Source organism: Kitasatospora sp. NPDC058048 (assembly GCF_042885555.1).
In the GTDB taxonomy this organism is placed as follows: domain Bacteria; phylum Actinomycetota; class Actinomycetes; order Streptomycetales; family Streptomycetaceae; genus Kitasatospora; species Kitasatospora lactacystinica.
The window spans coordinates 1-17091 of the sequence record NZ_JBHVRT010000052.1; the positions used below are offsets into that span (position 1 = coordinate 1).

Annotated in this window: 16 protein-coding genes and 1 pseudogene; 7 read left to right on the forward strand and 10 right to left on the reverse strand. The window is 69.8% G+C overall.

What is annotated here, in order from left to right:
* Nucleotides 1-46: 46 nt before the first annotated feature.
* From ACFVVA_RS36755 to ACFVVA_RS36795, 9 genes are all read right to left on the reverse strand, one after another.
* A complete protein-coding gene (locus ACFVVA_RS36755) occupies nucleotides 47-238 on the reverse strand; it encodes a hypothetical protein (RefSeq protein WP_387695041.1) in 192 nt (63 codons plus the stop codon).
* Nucleotides 239-273: 35 nt separating this feature from the next.
* Nucleotides 274-1110 carry a hypothetical protein gene (locus tag ACFVVA_RS36760; protein WP_387695042.1) on the reverse strand — a complete coding sequence of 279 codons (837 nt, stop codon included), beginning with the start codon at nucleotides 1108-1110 and terminating at the stop codon, nucleotides 274-276.
* A complete protein-coding gene (locus ACFVVA_RS36765; RefSeq protein WP_387695043.1) occupies nucleotides 1110-2903 on the reverse strand; it encodes a type IV secretory system conjugative DNA transfer family protein in 1794 nt (597 codons plus the stop codon). Before ACFVVA_RS36765 ends, ACFVVA_RS36760 begins: the two co-directional genes overlap by 1 nt.
* Complete coding sequence (locus ACFVVA_RS36770; protein ID WP_387695044.1) at nucleotides 2903-4489, reverse strand: hypothetical protein; 1587 nt, start codon at nucleotides 4487-4489, stop codon at nucleotides 2903-2905. Before ACFVVA_RS36770 ends, ACFVVA_RS36765 begins: the two co-directional genes overlap by 1 nt.
* Before the next feature lie 93 nt (nucleotides 4490-4582).
* Nucleotides 4583-6085: an SCO6880 family protein gene (locus ACFVVA_RS36775; RefSeq protein WP_387695045.1), complete on the reverse strand. Its 1503-nt coding sequence runs from the start codon at nucleotides 6083-6085 to the stop codon at nucleotides 4583-4585.
* Complete coding sequence (locus ACFVVA_RS36780; RefSeq protein ID WP_387695046.1) at nucleotides 6082-7668, reverse strand: hypothetical protein; 1587 nt, start codon at nucleotides 7666-7668, stop codon at nucleotides 6082-6084. Before ACFVVA_RS36780 ends, ACFVVA_RS36775 begins: the two co-directional genes overlap by 4 nt.
* Before the next feature lie 46 nt (nucleotides 7669-7714).
* Nucleotides 7715-8491: a hypothetical protein gene (locus ACFVVA_RS36785; RefSeq protein WP_387695048.1), complete on the reverse strand. Its 777-nt coding sequence runs from the start codon at nucleotides 8489-8491 to the stop codon at nucleotides 7715-7717.
* A gap of 17 nt (nucleotides 8492-8508) precedes the next feature.
* The gene (locus tag ACFVVA_RS36790; protein ID WP_387695049.1) at nucleotides 8509-8853 is read right to left on the reverse strand and encodes a DUF6112 family protein; all 345 of its coding nucleotides are present in this window, start codon (nucleotides 8851-8853) and stop codon (nucleotides 8509-8511) included.
* A gap of 12 nt (nucleotides 8854-8865) precedes the next feature.
* The gene (locus ACFVVA_RS36795) at nucleotides 8866-9768 is read right to left on the reverse strand and encodes a MinD/ParA family protein (RefSeq protein ID WP_387695050.1); all 903 of its coding nucleotides are present in this window, start codon (nucleotides 9766-9768) and stop codon (nucleotides 8866-8868) included.
* Between the two features lie 747 nt (nucleotides 9769-10515).
* Between ACFVVA_RS36795 and ACFVVA_RS36800 the strand changes: the two genes are divergently transcribed.
* Genes ACFVVA_RS36800 through ACFVVA_RS36810 form a run of 3 tightly spaced genes read left to right on the forward strand, consistent with a single transcriptional unit; the run spans nucleotide 10516 to nucleotide 12759 of the window.
* Nucleotides 10516-10899 (forward strand): helix-turn-helix domain-containing protein, encoded by a 384-nt coding sequence (locus ACFVVA_RS36800; protein WP_387695051.1) that lies wholly within the window; start codon nucleotides 10516-10518, stop codon nucleotides 10897-10899.
* Nucleotides 10896-11600 (forward strand): hypothetical protein, encoded by a 705-nt coding sequence (locus ACFVVA_RS36805; RefSeq protein WP_387695052.1) that lies wholly within the window; start codon nucleotides 10896-10898, stop codon nucleotides 11598-11600. Before ACFVVA_RS36800 ends, ACFVVA_RS36805 begins: the two co-directional genes overlap by 4 nt.
* A 43-nt stretch (nucleotides 11601-11643) precedes the next feature.
* Nucleotides 11644-12759, forward strand: coding sequence for a C40 family peptidase (locus ACFVVA_RS36810; protein WP_387695053.1), 1116 nt, complete (start codon nucleotides 11644-11646; stop codon nucleotides 12757-12759).
* A gap of 301 nt (nucleotides 12760-13060) precedes the next feature.
* On the opposite strand, the gene ACFVVA_RS36815 is transcribed toward ACFVVA_RS36810, so the two are convergent.
* Nucleotides 13061-13240 carry a hypothetical protein gene (locus tag ACFVVA_RS36815; RefSeq protein ID WP_387695054.1) on the reverse strand — a complete coding sequence of 60 codons (180 nt, stop codon included), beginning with the start codon at nucleotides 13238-13240 and terminating at the stop codon, nucleotides 13061-13063.
* A 319-nt stretch (nucleotides 13241-13559) separates the two neighbouring features.
* Between ACFVVA_RS36815 and ACFVVA_RS36820 the strand changes: the two genes are divergently transcribed.
* The 4 genes and pseudogenes from ACFVVA_RS36820 to ACFVVA_RS36835 form a co-directional block, all read left to right on the forward strand.
* Nucleotides 13560-14276, forward strand: a complete 717-nt coding sequence (locus ACFVVA_RS36820; RefSeq protein ID WP_387695055.1) for a ParA family protein — start codon at nucleotides 13560-13562, stop codon at nucleotides 14274-14276.
* Nucleotides 14273-14620: a hypothetical protein gene (locus ACFVVA_RS36825; RefSeq protein ID WP_387695057.1), complete on the forward strand. Its 348-nt coding sequence runs from the start codon at nucleotides 14273-14275 to the stop codon at nucleotides 14618-14620. Before ACFVVA_RS36820 ends, ACFVVA_RS36825 begins: the two co-directional genes overlap by 4 nt.
* Before the next feature lie 297 nt (nucleotides 14621-14917).
* A complete protein-coding gene (locus ACFVVA_RS36830; protein WP_387695058.1) occupies nucleotides 14918-16450 on the forward strand; it encodes a hypothetical protein in 1533 nt (510 codons plus the stop codon).
* 79 nt (nucleotides 16451-16529) lie between these two features.
* Nucleotides 16530-17091: pseudogene (locus ACFVVA_RS36835) on the forward strand (hypothetical protein); the annotation flags it as partial.

Below are 17091 nucleotides of genomic sequence, written 5' to 3' on the forward strand. Positions count from 1 at the left end.
GGCCCCGACTCGAACGAGTCGGGGCCACCGCCGTCTCTGGGGAACGTCACCGCCGTCGGCCGCCGCCCGCCAGCAGGACCGGGACGAACGCCCGGACCGCGCAGACCACCATAAGGACCAGGACCAGGACGACGGCCAGTGCGAGCCAGCCGGCCACCTGCGCGGTGAACAGCAGGACACCCAGGGCGGGGTGCCGGGCGGGCGCCGGCGAGGGGAACGCGGGGATGTAGCCGGTCACGGGTCTTCCCTTCGGTCAGCAGGCCGAGGCCCGGGTCACGCCAGCGAGGCCCGGGTGGCTTCCAGCTTGGCGATTGTGGGGACGTGCTCCGGGGTACTCGGGTTGAGTCGCACCCAGGTGTTGCCGTCGCCTGCGGCGATCCACCAGGAACCGCCGAGCAGCACAGCGCCGACCCCGGGGAGCTGCCGGGCGGCCCCCTCCCGGACCCTGGCCTGCATCTCCGAGTCCGACAGCGAGTCCGGCAAGTACGCGGCCAGCGGGGAGGCGGCCGGAGCAGGGTCCGGGGCCGGGGCGGCGGCGGGCGCGGTCGGAGCCGCGGCCCCGGGGCCCGCAGGCGCCGGAAGCCGCGGCGCCCGGACCGGAGCCGGCATCTGGCCGGGCCCCGGCTTGGGGCGCGGCTGGTAGTACGGCGCCGGGTGGTTCGCGGGAGCGGTCATCACCGGGTCGGTGCCGGACCACATCACGAACCCGTCGTCCGTGGTCCACTGTTGAGATTCGATGTACGGCTGGTGGTGGGCGCCGTTCTCCAGGCACTCGACAGGGAATTTCACCCTGCCGGTGACCTTGGCCAGGGCGTCGGCCCACTCGATGAGCGCCATCTCGCGCTGAGTCTCGCCGGGCTCAACGAACACGCGCACCCACGCGACGTAGAGGCCGAGGAGCTCGTTCCGGCCGCCCTTGTGTCGATACCAGCACCGCGGGATTCGCGATTCGAGCTGCAGGTGGTCGTACTCCTCCACCACCCACTCCACCCAGGGCCGCATCCTCTCCAGCAGCTGCCGTCGTTCGGCCGGCTCCATCGCGGAGAGCACCCACCGGCAGTCCTGGCGGCTGTCCAGCAGCTCCGCGGCGGCGGCGAGTTCCGTTGTCATCAGGCGTTCTCCAGGGTCTTGGTCGAGGGGGCGGTGGGGTTGGCCAGCCCGAGCAGGTGCCGGTCCGCTTCCGCATTGCGGAGGAGAACCCGCATCGGCGGCAGGTTGTCGTACTGGATAAGGGCCTGGCCGCGCTGCAATTCGCGAATCTGGTAAGGGGCGATCAACGGAATTTCGTGATCGCTGACCGTCGAGGACCCGCGGCCGTCCGAACCGGTGGTGTGGGACGTTCGTTGCGTCACCGTCTCGCCGTAGCCCTTGGAGAAGTAGTCCAACGTCACATCATCCGCCAGGCCGGGGAGAAGAATCCGCGTCTTGCACTGCGAGACAATGGTACGGGCATCGTCCTGTCCATACATGGAAATCAGCTGTGAGAAGTCATGGAAAATCGCGAGCAGCTGAACACCCATCCCTCGGCCGGTCGATGCGACCTTGGCCAGATCCGGGAAACGGAAAACATTCCCGGCCTCATCCAGGTCCAGCAGGAGCCGACGCGCCAGCGGCTTGGGAGCCGCCGGAGTGCGGCGCCAGCGGAACAGCCAATGGCGCTTGCCGCCGTTGTCCTGCCAGTTGACATTGATTCGTTCGTACTCGCGTTCCACCGCGTACATGAGGCTCGCCAGGAGCGCGGTGCACACGGGGCTGAGTGCTTTCGATTCGGAGGGAGGGGACACGACGAAGATGGTCCCGGAGTCCCGCAGAATATCCTCCATCGTGAAATCGGAGGTGGTGGCGGACTCGCGGATGACGGGGTTCAAATAGGGGTCGATAATGAGGTTGGCCGTAAACATCACCGACCCGATGCCGTCCGCGTGCAAGTTGGCCCACACACCCGTGTACTGACGCAGGAACGTCTGTGCGCCGTGCTTCTGGAGAATCTGCCGAACGTCACCCTCCGCGGATTTTCCGCGCTGCACGAAGTCCACCAGGGCATCGATTCCGCGGCCCGACTTGTTCGCGGCCAGCAGCAGCGGCCCGACGAACTGCCTGGCTTGCATCATCCACGGCCGCGACGACGGATCATCCATGCCGGCCGCCTCACACAGCCAGCGCGCCATCCGGGCCGCTGCCGCCTCATCGGTGGCGTAGGCCACCGGCGACCAGCGGCTAGTCCTGCACCCCGGCAGGCCGGTGGGGGCGAAGACGTGGACCGGGCCGACCGCTTCGCGCGCCTTGAGCATGTAGAGAATATCGGGGCCCTTGGCCGCCGAGACCATCGCCGGCCCCTGCCACTCCAGGGCGTTGGGCACCACCAAGCTGACGGTTTTGCCGCTGCCGTTCGGGCCGAAACCGATCGCCGACATGCAGTCGGCACCGGCGAGCAGGCGGCGGGTGCGCTTGCTGAAACCCGCTGTCAGCCGCCACAACCTCCTCGCCGGGTCGGTGGGGACGACCATGCGCCGTTCCTGGTCGCGCCGGGCCCACTGTGCACCGCGAGCGCGCCGCCGGCTGCGGCGGGCCATCAGCACCCAGGCCGGCAGCACCAGGACGACGCCGAGGAAGAGCACGGTGAGCACCCAGTACAGCCAGGCCGGGCCGAGCTCGCCGCCGCCGGCGCCCTCGGCCCAGGCCCCGGCCGCGTCCCCTCGGTTGATGAACAGGTGGCCGGCGAAGGGGAGTCCGCGCCGCGCGGTGTCCCCGTGCCAGCCGTGCCCGGACAGCAGGGCCGTCAGGGCGGCGGCGAGCCACAGCGTCCAGGACACCACCGCGGCGGCGACCCCCACGGCGACGACGACGTACACCGGCTCACCGCCGCCACCGCCGGCCCCGGGCTGCTGCTGGTCGGAGAACATCAGGCGTACACCCCGTCCGAGGAGTCCGCCCAGGCGTCCGCGGCCGGCGAAGCCGAGTCGTCGGCCACCCCGATGCCGCCGTCCTTGGCGAGGTTCACCGCAGCGTCGGCCGAGGCCTCGGGGTCGGTGTTGGTGAATCCGGCTTCGATGCTGCTGCGGACGTGCTGGACAACGAACGACCGGTCCGGCATTTTCCACAGACCCTGTCCGCGCCGCAGGCCGGTCAGCCAGAGGGATTCGGCATCGGTGACCCCGAAAAGCTTTTTGCAAAGCTCGATTTGGTCTGCCTTCTGTCGGTAGAAAATGACCATTCCCGCGTCCGCCAGGAGGCTGGACGCCACGCGGTCGAGCTCGCTGCCGGCCCCGCCCGCCGTCATAATGTCACCGGGCTTGTGGAATACCAGACCGTTGGACACCTTGTACTGCCGAGCGAGTTTGAACATGGTCTGATACCAGCGCAGGGTGCCATGATTCATGTCGGCCCACGCTTCATCGCTGATATTGTAACGGGGCATCAGATGCTTTGTCATGGCGGACTGCAGCCAGGCGGACGCGCAAATGCGGACCAGCGGTAGCGCGTCGCGCCGCTCCGCAAAGACCGACGACAGGTTCACCACCAGGAATTTCGATTTCGGATCGACGTCCACAGTGGTCGGTCCGTCAAACATTCCGCGCAGATCGCCGTCCACCAGACGCTGAAACGCCATGATCAGATCGGCAGTCTTCTCGCGCAATTCGGCGGCGCTCAGCGGCAGGTCCGACAGAGCCGACTGCGGCGGGTGCTGCATCGCCTCCACGACCTCCGGCAGGGTGGGCACCCGCGGTCGGTCGGCGGGCCGGGCCGCCAGAGTCCTGGTGCCGTCCGCGGACACCACCCGCTCGGTGTGACCGCCGGTCAGAGTGGCGACCGCGATACGGCACAGCGTTCGCTCGGACTCGGTCAGGTCCCGCCGCAGGACGCCGGCCGCAAGAGACTGCAGCATGTTCAGCTGCCGTACCTGCGCGTCGGCCGGGGACTCCTCCCCGCCACCCATGTCAAAAGGATTCAACCTGTCAGTTCGGCCCGGGCCAATAAAAATCGGCTCATGTCCGAGATAGCCCGCCAGCTCGTTGTACTCGCTCTTGACGTCCGTTGCGAATGTGCCCCGCCCGAATTCATAGGCCCTGGCGATTCGGGTTTTCACTTCGGTACTCTTGGCCGTGCCGATTTCCCCGAATGTAATCCAGTTAGGGTTGGTCAAAAGCCCCGCGTTATACCATTCCCACGGGTCGAAACAAAACGAGCCGCCGCCCAGCACGTTGGCGCCCACGAGCGGCCCCAGGGGCCCCACGCCCGCATCCGCCTGCCACGGGTACAGGGACTGCAGCAGGGTGGTGGCCTCCCGGTGCGGTGCGAGGCGGAGCTGACGCAGGGTCCGGCCGGCCATCGGCCGGGCCAGTCCCTGCCCGAGCAGAGCCAGGCCCCGCCGCGGCGCGGACACGGGCGCGGCCGCCCCACGGAGGGCCGCGCGCTTCCTGGGGGTGGGGGTAGGAGCGGCCACGGCCACGGTGGGCGTGGTGCTGTCGTCCTTGGCGCGTCGGAACATGCTGTGTCTCCCCGAAGTGTCGGTGGTGGCTTGTCCGGTCGGATACGGCGCCGGCCCCACTCCGGTGGGGCCGGCACCGAAAGCGGCCGGAGGTCAGTCGGTGATCAAGCCGAACCGCAGCCCGCGGGCAAACGGCAACGTCGCCGGAAATGCCGTGTCCTGCTCGCCGTAGAGGCGGCGGAGCTTGAGCGCGGCCGCGCGGGTCTCGACCTCCGCGCATGCCTGATCGAGGAGTTCGGGCGTCGGTGCCGAAATCCGGATCAGACCCAAGAAGTTGTACAGGGCGTGACCATCGGCAATGGCCGTGTCCTGAGCGGCAATTGACTGGGTTTCCCGCACATCCCGCGCCGAGGTCCGGAATCCGGTCTTTTCCTTCGTCGCCATGTTGGCGCCCTTGGCGGCGTCGGACTTGGCGATTTCGTCCGCGGCCTTGCGGGGGTTGAGCGGTTCCATGGTGATGGACAGGGTGCGCTCACAGTTGGTCTGCAGAATGAGCTGTTCCAGGAATGTGCCGGGAACAGCTTTCCGGGGCCACTCGGAAATCCAGTAGACGGCGTGATAGGTGTCGTCCGTCCGGTACTCCGCCCAGTGTTCGTCTGCCGCCATCGGCCCGGCCTCGGCCGGCGTGGCGCCGCCGGAGTCGTCCGTGATGGGACCGCGGGCATCCAGCCCCCACCGGGCGCCCGGGTTGTACGCGCACCGGATCAGCTTGCCGATGGCCCGCGCCGGCAGGGCCCCCTCCACCACCACGCCTGCGGCCGTCAGTGCGTCCTCGATGCTCGCGCACCGCTGCAGCAAATGCGCGCACGCCCCGGTGTCGCCGCCGCCCAGGGTGCGGATCTGCCGCCGAGCGCGCCGCGGGTCCAGCATCACCGCGATGTAGTTTTCGTGGGTGCGGCTGGTCGGGCGCGCTTCGTCAAGGAGCGTTTCGTAGTTCGCGGCGGTGGCCGCCGAGCCCTGCAAGCCCTTGGCCGCCCACTCCCGGCTCAGGGAGTCGCCGCTGTCGGGCACGGTGGAGTTCAGGAGCTGCAGCCGCGTGATGCCGCCGCCGGCGTAGGCGATCGAGTCGAGCGTTTCACCCCACGCGGCCAGCCGACCGTCCTGCTCCGAGGTGGTCAACAGTTTGAAGGCGAGGCCGCGAGTCTGGATCACCGCGATGTAGCGGTTCCGCTTGCTGTCCTTGATCACGCCGATGTTGCCGACCGCGGTAGGTGCCGTCAGCACCTGCATGCCCGCCAGGTCGCCGGGCAGTTCCATCTGTTCCACTCCCTTTTCGTGGGTCTGCGGGGCGAGCTGTGCGGCCGGCCCTCCCCTGAACTGGTGCCACCCGAGCGCGCGCCGGACGAGGAACAGGACGACGATCGGCGCCCACTCGGCCGCGGTGCGGTCGGCGATCGGCACCCACACCGCGGCCACCGTGGCCACGACGAGGGCGACGCCGAGCAGCGTGCCCCCGACGCCGTACGCCAGCAGGCGAACCAGGATGAAGGCCGCCACGAACAGGGCGACCAGGTTGCCCATGGTCAGACCGAGCACGATGCCGTCAGTTTGCCGCGGGCCGAAGACGTACATCTGGCGCTGTTGTTGCTGAGTCACTGCGGCCTCCCGGTGGTCGGGGTGCGGGGCGGGATCGTGTGCACGGCCGGGGCCGGGCGGACCGGCGCCGTCAGCGCGTACCGGCCCGGGCCGGCCTGCTGGCGGGCCGTGGCGGTGGCGGTTGCGGAGTTCGCACCGCCGCCGGTCCTGGTGTTCGGTGGCGGCGTGGTCCCGCCACCGTTTCCGTTCGGGGGCAGCCCCGGCGTCCTTCCTCCGCCCCCGGTTCCACCCGTGCCGCCGCCGGTGCCGCCACCGGTGCCGCCGCCGGTGCCGCCCGTGCCGGGCGGCAGCGCGGCCCGGTTGGGGCTGCCGGTCAGCTGACCGGGGATCACCCGGGAGCCCAGCGCCGGGGCGTCTCCACTCCCGCCTCCCGCAAGCGGGCCCGCGGGGCCGGGCCCGCTGCGGCCGGCCTGCATCATCGGCCGGTTCGCCCCGGCCTGCATGGCCGCCAGGCCCGCGCTGAAATTCGAGCCACCGGCGCCGGCGGTCGCCGCCGCGGCCTGGCCCGCCGCGGACGGAGTGCGGGTCCTCCCCCCGGCCATGAAGCCACCGAACTTCGCGGCGGCGCCGGTCAGCGCCATGACCCCGGCCGCCATGCCGGCGACACCGCCGAAACCGGCCTGCCGCATCCCGCTGGTGCCGGTCGACTGCGTGGCGCCCCCGATGACACCGATCATCTGCATAACGACGTACGGCGCAAAAGCAGCCACAATGTAGAGGCCGAGAGCAAGGACAAGCCCCGCCGCGGAGTTGACGCCCTTAAGGGCGTTGCTCGCCAGTTTCAGCACGATCACGACGACGGGTTTGGCGAGCACCACGACGATTAGCGTGTCAATGAGTCGCTGTTCCCATTGGCGGCTCTTTTTCCAGATGGACCCGGAAACCGCCAGCGGCCAGAACGCGATGCAAATGTCAATCGCCATCCGGCGAATGATCATTTCGCACCAGACAACGCCCAAGCAGATGATGATCACCAAGCCCATCAGGATGATGATGAACGAGGGCAGCAGGATCACTGACGGGTCGTCTGCACGGCTCGCCGACTGGTTGAGCAGGTGCGCAACGGCCTTGAGGGAGTCGGTGATACTTGCCCAGCCGTCGGTGCCGAGAGCCACGTCACACGCGTAGTCAACAAAGGCGTTGACCATCATGACCACGGACCCGACGAGCCCGCAGGAGACCCCGGCGGTCACCACTTTGGTGAGTGTCCGGCCGACTTCGCCGCCGTCCCGAGTGAGCGCGGCGAGGATGGCCGAGCAAAGAAGGGCGATGAGCGCGAACATCGCACCGATCGACCTTGTCGCTTCGAATGTCTCGGAAAACCAGGCTGCTTTGAGATCCGGCGTGCCCGATGTCTGGATCGAATCGCCAACCGCACTGGAGACCCAGTTCACGCCGTCCACGATGGCGCCGGTAATGTCGTCAAGGACGCCTTGCTTGACTTTCTGAATCTCGCCGTTGGCTCCGTATCCGATGGCCTTGCCCGTGCATTCGAGCGGGTGCATGGCCGCCTCGGTCAGCGACGTGCACAGGTCGGGCGGCTTGGGGTCGGCGGACACGGGCACCGTGGTGACGGCCAGCACCGCGGCCGTCACCGCCCCCGTGACGCCCAGTCGTTGCGTCCACCGGCTACGGGACGACATAGCCCGGCACCGTCCCCTCGGTCAGCGCGCGCCGAAAATTGGAGCTCACGTCGTAGAGCGAGCTGTTGTCGACCGGCAGCCAACCTGTGCTCGGCGCGTAGTAGTTGGTCGAGATGGGGCCTGTGGTGGATACCGCGGCGAAGTCGGTGAGCTTCCAGTCGCCGCCGCTCCACGCCAGTTTCACGGTGGCGCGGCCGTAGCCGCCCGCGGCGGTGGCGGTGGAGGAGGCCACGTACGTGATGGCGTACACCTGCACCGTCGCGGTGTCACCCGGCTCCCCCGTGCCGTCGAGCTGCAGGGAGATCGGAACGCTTGCCAGGCCGATCGGTGTCTTGGTGCCCTGGTCGGCCCTCAACTGGTCGTAGGTCGCGCTTGAGGTCGAGCGTTCGAGCTGCTGCTGGAGGGCGGCCGCCGAGGCCGGCGCCGCGATGGCGGAGACGATCCCCGCTCGCCCTTCCGGGGTCAGCACCCGGGGCGATCCGAGCGCGGCCGAGTAGTTCGCGGCCGCGCTCAGCGCACCGGACTTGCTGTGCGGATAGCCCACCGGAACCCCGGAGACGACCCGGGCAGGGCCGATGCCGGAGGCGGGGGTGGCGCCGGTGCCCGTGCCGTTCGGCGTCGAGGCCGGCGGCGCCGGAACCGGCGAGGTCTTCGCCGACTCCGAGGACGTGGTGGAGTGCCCGAGCGCGATGCCGCCGCCGAACAGCGCGACGGCCAGCACGGTGCCCATGATCAGCCGGGCTCGTTTCTGGTCAAGTTCCATGCCTGGCCCCCTAGTTGTCAGCTGATCGTGGCGCCGAGGTTGAACGCCCAGTTCACCAGCGAGGCGCCGCCGCCGACGACGATCGTTGCCGCGAGCGAGCCGAGCATGCCGGTCCTGCCCGCAGTCGTCGCGTGGTGATTTCCGAAATATTTGCCCAACCCAAACGAAATCGCCCCCAGCAGGAGGCCGGCGATCCCGGCGAGCAGGCCGTAGTACATGAGGGCGCCGATCAGCGACGTGAACGCCCCCGCTCCCGGCGCGTTCTTGTCCGGCGCGATGTTCGGCAGGACGCCGCCACCAGCGGGCGGCGACGGGTCCGCCAGGACGACGACGTGGTGAGCGAGGTCGAGCAACTGTGACACGGTGGTTCTCCCCTACTTCGTTGCGTGGAGCGCGGCCACGGTGGCCGCGCCGAGTGTGAGGTAAGCCGTGCGGGTGGCGGGCTCCAGGGCCGCGGTGTCGATCGGCTGGCCGGCCGCCAGGTGCCGGTCCCACGGGATCGTCACGGCGCCGCCGGCCTCGGCCGCGAAGTGCTCGCGCAGGACTTCGGCGGGCACCCCGGGGTCATCGGCGTGAACCGCGGTGATGGCGACCAGAGCCCGGCGGGCGAGCCGGCCGTAGCCCTGGCGGCGCATCCACGCCAGGGCGTCGACCGCCCGCGTGGCCGACTCCGCCGCGGTGGTGGTGGTGAGCACCACCAGGTCCGCGAGCGACAGGACGCCGGCCATCAGCGGGTCCGACAGTCCGGCGGGGGTGTCGGTCACCATGATGCCGAAACTGCGCGGCATCACATGTTCGGCCAGCCAGCGGTACCCGTCCGCGCCGAGGACGTACTGAGCGTCCGGGCGGTGCTCGGACGGGACCACGGCGAGTCCAGAGGGGCGGCGGTAGGCCGGCGGGGGCGGCGAGTTGTGGGTGGCGTAGGTCTGGTGGTTGGCCAGCAGCTCTATCACGCTGGCCTCTCGCCCGCCTGCCCGGGTGGCGAGGCTTCCGTGCAGCGGCACGGCGTCGAGCGCCACCACCGGCTCGCGGTGCCGATCGGCGGCCAGGACGTCGCCCAGGCCCAGTGCCACGCTGGTCCGCCCGGTGCCGCCCTTGAGGGAGACGACCGCGATCCGTAGGTGAGGCCCCGGCAGGTCGACCGCCAGCCGCTTGTGCAGGATGTTGTCCCGTACGCGGTCGGCGACGGTCGGTAGCGCCAGCCGGGCCGGGGCCGCGGCGACCGGTTCCGGGCGCCGACGACGCAGCAGCCCCCGCCGACGAGGCCGGAGTTCCACGAGCGATTCGGGCTCCGCCACCGGGGCGGAGGCCTCGGCCGACGGCGCCGCCTCGACCGGACCAGCGGCGGGCGCGGTCGGCGGCGCGGCCGCAACGTCCCGGGGTAGCACTCTGCCCAGGACCAGGGTCTGCGGCTGTTCTGCAACGGCCGGTGCTGCAGCGGCCGGAGCACTCGCCCCCGCCGCGACAGTCGGCGTCGGGTGGTCGTTGGCCGCCAGGAGCTCGCCCGCGGTCGCCGCCGCAGGCGAGGGCCCGGCAGCAGGCGAATCGGTCCCGATGGCCGGAAACCGCTTGTGCTCAAGGGCAGATGGATGTGATGGTTCCGGTACTGTGCGCCCCTTGCGCGCCGCGCGAGCCCCCTTGTGTGCCCTGTCCGATTCGGCCTCCCCGGCGGCCCCGGCTACAAGCAGGCCCCTCAGGCTTACCGGTCGATCTCGGTCGATCTCGTCAGTCTCGGTCACGCGTCACCCCCCAGTGCGCTAGATCCGTTCATCAGCATTCTACCCTTTTTCTCGGTATCGAGGGCTGTTTTAGAGTAGCGTACTGACTACCCGCGGTGCATCCGTGATCAACGGATTGTCGCGAATCGGGACACTCTCCCAAGGGCCGGAGAACCATGGAGGACAGAGTGGTGACGTTGCGTGCGGTACAAACGGGCGGTGGACACGGACAAATTGACGCCACCGCGGAGGGGCCGGCCCCGCCGCGGTGACTCCCCCGCGGACGGGCTGGACCCCGCGGGACCGGTGCTGACCAGCGAAATGGCAGCCGATCGGCTCGCGCTCAACGTGCGCACCGTCACGAAGCGGGCGCGCTCCGGCGAGCTGCCGGGGATCAAGTTGGGCGGGGACTGGAGGTTCGGCACCGCCGCGCTGGACGCCGCGGTGCAGGGCCGGGCCTGGCGGGATCTTCCGTTCGACGACGAGGTGTTGACGACCAAGGAGGTCGCAGCGTTGCTGGGCATCGGGCCCGACAAGGTGGGCCGGCTCGCCCGCCGCGGCGAGCTGCCTCACTGGGGCGACGGCCGGTGTCGCCGCTTCTCGCGCGCCGCGATCCTGCGCATGCTGAGCGGCACGGGCAGCGTGCCGGACCGCGAGACACCAGTCCCTACCAAGGAGGACAGCGAATGAGGGTCCGCTACCCCGTCGCCCTGGCCGTCGCCGCCGCGGCGCTGGTCGGATGCAGCACCCAGGAGAAGACGCCGAGTCCGGTCCCGCCCGCGGCGGTGGCGGCCGACCAGGCCGGCCCGAGCGGGCCCGGCGCGACCCCGGCGGCGCCGGCCACGGCGAGCTCGGCGACCTCCGGCGAGCCCGAGGCCGGCACCGGCGGCGCGTCGACCACCACCAGCTCGGCGACGACCGCCAGTTCACCGGGCCCCGTTGCGACAGGCGCTCCCTCGGCCGCCCCGTCGGCTTCCGGGGCACCGCCGGCTGCGGCCGGCGGCGGCGAGGACGGCGGCCCGGTCGACGTCGCCGCCCGCTTCACCGTCGCGTTCTACTCCTACGACTGGCAGACCCCGGTCACGCTCGACCCCGTGGAGCGGGCCCGCCCGTTCACGACGGAGGCCTACCTGCAGGGGCTCCGCCCCACGCAGACGACGTTTGCAGCCCGCATGACCGCAGCTCAGGAAGTCAGCGTGGCCACCGTCCGCACCGCGGCGGTGGACGCCGACGCCCCGCCCGCCACCGACAGCGATGCGTTCGTTTCGGTGGCGTGGCTCCAGCACCTGACGGACCACGGCACACCGACCGACAACCGGCAGTCGTGGAGTCTCCACCTTCTACGGGTGGCCGGTGTGTGGCGGGTGGACGCGGTGCTGGCGAAGGGCTGAGCACACCACACAGAAGGGGGAGCAGGTGAAGAAGGGATTTGTCATGGCGGCCGCCGGCGTGGTGGCGCTGCCCGTGATCCTGATCATCGGCGGCAGCGGCCACGCCGAGAGCGGTAAGTACTGTTCGGTGGCCACCGTCGGGGACCAGGGCGGCGGTGCACCCGCCGGACCCGTCACCGCGGCCGCGGCCGGCGTCCAGCTGGACGCCGAGCAGACCGGGAACGCCGTCACCATCGCGAAGGTGACGAAGGAGAAGGGACTGCCGACGAGGGCGGCCGCCATCGCGCTGATGACCGCGATGCAGGAGAGCAGTCTGCGAAGGCTGCCGCCCAGCCCCGGCCACGACGCGGCCGGGCTGTTCCAACAGCGGTCCGTGGTGGGCTGGGGCACCGCGGACCAAGTGCTGGACCCCATTTACAGCACCACGGCTTTTCTCTACGGCGTACCTGACAGGCACATTCCCGGCCTGACGTGGGTTCAGGGCTGGGAGCGGATGGACATGGCGGACGCCGCCGAGACCGTCCAGGTCAGCGGGGTGGGGTACCAATACAAGAAGTGGGAGAAGTTCGGCGAGAGCTTGGCCCAGGCGCTGACCGGAGGCGACACCAATCAGGCGGTGAAGTGCTCCGACGAAACGCCGCCGGCGCTCGCCGGGCCCGCGGTGAACAACGTCATCAACCGGGCCATGTCTCAGTTGGGCGTCCCGTACGTGTGGGGCGGCGGTACGCCGAGCGGGCCCGGTGTGGGCTTCTGCGATTCGAACGGCTGGCTCAACGGGGCGTGCTTCGCGGGCACCCACGCCGGATGGGACTGCAGCAGCCTGGTGCAGTATGCATGGTGGCCGTACGTCCACCTCCCCCGCGTGACCACTGATCAGTACGAGGCCGGGCAGCACGTTCCGACGTCCGCCACGATGCCCGGCGATCTGGTGTTCTGGGCGAACGGGCCCCAGGGTATATACCACGTGGCGATGGTGCTGCAGAACGACGCCGGGAAACTCAAGATCGCGGAAGCGCCAAGGACAGGGCTCAACGTCCGGGTGCGCGACCTGTCGCTGTCCGAGTCCTACCTGATGAGCACCGCCGTACGGCTCGCCGTCCCGGACACGCCGGGAAGCGGGGCAGCCGGCGGAACCCCCACACCAGCCAAGGCACCCTAGCAGAACGGCGACGGCGGGCCCGGAGAGATCACCTCTCCGGGGCCCGCCGTCGCCGTTGTCCGGGGTCAGGCCGTCCGCGCCGCCGCCCAGTAGTCCGCGAAGAACACATCCGTTGCCGTGTTCAACACCCCGAGCCGAGCGGTCCACTCATCACCGGCCCCCGCCGTCGCGGCCGCCCTGGCGATTTCCACCCGCGGAGCCCTCAGCCAGTCCAGCAGGTGACGCCGGCCAGCAGCAGCCCCAGGCAGAAGCCCCCGAAGGCTCACCGGCCGCATGTCGTCGTCCACCTCGCCAGGTGCCATCAGCCGAGCACTCCCAGCGCGACCGCGAGCATCACCAGGTCCTCGGCCGGCTGTCGAGGCGCCGGGATCGGCAGCCGCTCCGGGCTTGACAACTGCCCGACCGCGATCAGCCGCCGGCCCACCTTCCCCGCCGGCGTCGGCTCCGCCAGCAGCACGCACCGGCGCCCCGAAGGGGTCATCTGCTCTACCCTGACCATTGATCCTCCCTAAAGGATCAAGCCCGGCCACCGTCTGCGCGGTGAGCAGGGCAACCCGTGAGGGGTCGGGCTGTGGAGGCCCGGCCCCTCTCTGCATTCGTCACCCTAACTTCCCAAGTCTTGAACTTCAAGACTTGGGAAGTTAGGGTGTTTCGGGGATCGGGAGTCGTGTTGTTGGCAGTATCCCGAGCATCAAGAGTCTCGGGGTCGGTACATTCTGCTGGTAAGGCACGGCGGAAGCCGGGCCAACGTGCTGGACGCCACAACTTCAAGAGTCTTGAAGTTGGGAAGGATCAAGACCATGAATCATCAAGAATTGCGCGAATGGATCGCGCTCCCGCGGCCCGAAGAGGGGCCGTTCATCGTCTCGGTGTGGGGCGGCAAGGGCGGCATCACCAAATCGACGTTGGCGTTCCTGCTCGCCTATGAGCTGGGGAAGATCGCACCTACGCTGTTGATCAACGCCGACGCCAAGCAGACGGATGGCGGGGTGACGGAGATGACGGCTAACCTCCGGGTGCCGGCCACCTTCGAGCTGACGGAGAGCGACGACCCGGCCGAGCTCCACGCCGTCCGGCGGCTCACGCAGTTCCGGTACGTGATCACCGACAACCAGCCGTTCCGCGACCGGGAGAAGTTGAAGGCCGCGGCAAAGGCCGACCTGGTGGTGGTGCCCATGCCGCCGCGGCGCTCTGACATGAAGTCAGTGCTTCGCAGCATCCGGGACGTGTTGCAGCCGGAGAGGGCGCCTTACCGGATCATCCTGTCCATGATCGAGCACAGTGCCAAGGGCAAGGCGAAGACGATGAAGGACACCCTTAACACCCTCAGCATGCCGGTGTACGACGGGTGGATTCGCAAGTACACGGCCCACGAGATGCTGAGCGGACTGCCCGTCACCCTGAGCGAAGAGGACAACGCCGACAAGGCCGCGGAAGACGTCTACATGTTCATTGACGCCACCCTGGCCCACCTCGGAGAGCCGTACAAGGCCGTCCGAAAGGAGGTGACGGCATGACCGTCGGCAACGAGCCCCGAGGATTCGGGGACCTGTTCAAGGACGCTGCCGAGGCCACCGCCGCCGGCGGCCCCAGCTCGCCGCCGGGAGGCCAGGGGAAGACGACCGTCCGGCCGAAGTACGCGCAGATCCGGCCCGACCAGTGGACCGGGTTGGACGAACTCGCCCGCACGCTGATGGACGCGCGGACGGTGATCGGCGGTCCGCGGATCACCGCCAACACGCTGATCCGCGTCGCGATCGATGCCCTGTTGGCCACTCGCGGCTCGCTGGTCGGCAATGAGGAGGAGGAGCTGCGACGCCGATACTTCCAGACTCTTGGAATCAAGGAGAACCCGAAGTAGGGACAGCAAGACTCTTGAAGTTGCCCGTCCCTACTGCCGCCAGTCGGCAGGGTGCAGGGCGATTGGCCTCGAATCTCCCGGAGTTCAGGACTCCAGAAGGTCGAGACACCGAAAGATCAAGACTCTTGAAGTGATGAATCTCCGGTCAGCCCCGGACATCGCCCGCAAAGCTCGCCAAGGGCTGACCGCACAGGAAAGGCAACTCCCTATGTACTTCCACGGTAAGGCCCCGGAGGGCCCCTCGCCGACCACCTTCGGAGACATGGCCGGAACCGACACCAGCCGGAGGCGCAACCGGTGAACGCCCTGATGAGCGCGGCCCAGTGGGCCAACGCGCACTCCGTGATCACCCTGCTGGTGGCCGTCGCCGCCTGCACGCTGATCGGGATCGGAACGCTCCGGCGCAGAACCGCCAAGACCGGCGGCCCCCGCCGGAAGTTCAGCGCCGGCACCTTGACGGCCATCCTGGCGTTCGTGGTGTGCACGTACGTCTCGCTGAACACGTCGTACCGGTTCACCGCCGACGGCCTGGACATCCACGGCCACGGCGAGCGCCTGTTGGCCTGTGCCGCCTACGAGTGCTTGATGGCCATGTGCGTGTTCGGCGCCCGTGAGCACATGTCAGGCGACGACAAGTCGCCGGGTTGGTACGGGTCGGCGGTATGGGTCCTGGCGGTGCTGTCGAGCGTCCCGGCCTGGCACGAGGGTGAGGGCTGGACCCCCGGCACGTTCGCCCGGATCGTGTTCGGATCGTTCGGCGCTGCCATCGCTGCCCACTCCGCCCTCGGCCTTGAGCTCCGCCACCGGTCCGGAGAAGGCTCACAGGCCCCCATGGCCCTGATCCTGCGGGATCTGCGCGAGCGCCTGATGGCCCGGATGGGGCTCACCGTTCGGGGCAAGACCGCCCAGCAGATCGCCCGTGACCGGGCCCTGACCCGGGCCGTTAAGTTCGCCGACGAGGAATCCCGGTTGGACGAGAACAAGCGTAAGGGCCGGAAGGGCAAGAAGCTTGCCGGGAAGATCGCCGATGCGCTGGACGCCGCCGGCGTCTACGAGGACCCCGAGTTGAAGGAGACCTACCGCCAGCGGGTTGCCATGCGCCAGCACGCGACCGGACTCCGGCAGGCCGACCTCCCGTCGCCGTGGGATCGGGAGGAGGAGCGGCAGGCCGGCACGGCCGCAGCGGCCTACCTGGCATTGCTGCAGAACCAGGCCGAGCAGGCCGAGAAGCAAGCCGAGCAAGCCGAGCAGGCCGCCGCAGCGGAAGCGGGTGCCCTTGACATTGCCGTGGGTGACAGCGGCCTTGTCGCCCTGCCGCGCCAGCGCGAGGAGCGCGCCGACGAGGCCGACCAGGAGCACGACGCCGAGGCCGCGGACTGCCTGACGGGGGGCCCGGACCCGGCCGAGCAGGCCCCCGGCAATGCCGGAGACAAGGCCGCAGCGGCGCAGGGCAGCGGGGGCAACCCTCGGGTGCACGCCAAGTTGCCGAAGGAGGAGCCGGAGGAGCCGGCCGACGAGCGGCAGGCTGAGCCCGAGCCGGAGGACGACGAGGAGCAGGCCGAAGCCAAGAAGATCCGGACTCTGGCAGTTCAAGAGTCCAAGAAGGCCGCAATTCAAGAGCTGTACCGCATCCACGTTGCCGCCGACGACGACCCCGCGATCTCCACGAACGCCGTGGCGAAGGAGTTGGAGGCATTGCTGCGGAGGTACACCGGCGAAGGTCTGGACTCTGCAGCCGCCCACCGAGCGGTGAGCGAGGTTCGGCCGGCCCAGCGGCCGCAGGCCACACCCGAGACCGAGACGGCTGACGCGCAGTTGGCCGGGGTATGAGGCACCGCCACCGGGGGGTGCGGCCCGTCGCACCCCCCACTATCCGAGGACACCGGCAAGGCCACGACCAGGGGGCATTATGACCACCAGCCAGGGCACCCAGCCCACCATTCCGGCAGCGCGGTCCGAGGCGCCGCCGCCCGCCTCGGCAATGCCGGGCAGCGGCCCGGCAGAGCTGACGGCCCGACTCCAAGCCGCCAAGGACCGCACCCAGCGGGCCCAGGTGTTCACCGAGGCGATCCGGCAGGCCAACGCGGCTGCGGACAAGGCGAGTCGAACGGCGGCCACTGCCACGGCAGCGCTTCGGCAGGCGGAGGCGGAGCAGGCGGAGGCGAACGGCGGCAGGGCCGCAGCGCTGCAGCTCGCCGAGCAGGCCCAGCAGACGGCCGCCGGCATTGCCGCCGAGGCCGCGGCCGAGCTGGAGGTGGTCCGCGGTCAGCTTGCCGAGGCCCGGCGGCAGAGCACCGAGCAGGCCGAGCGGGCCGCCATCGCTGAGCAGACCGTGGAGGGCATTGCCGCCGAGTTCGCCGAGTACCGTCGGCAGGCGGAGGCGGAGCAGGCGGAGGCGAACGGCGGCAGGGCCGCAGCGCTGCAGCTCGCCGAGCAGGCCCAGCAGACGGCCGCCGGCATTGCCGCCGAGG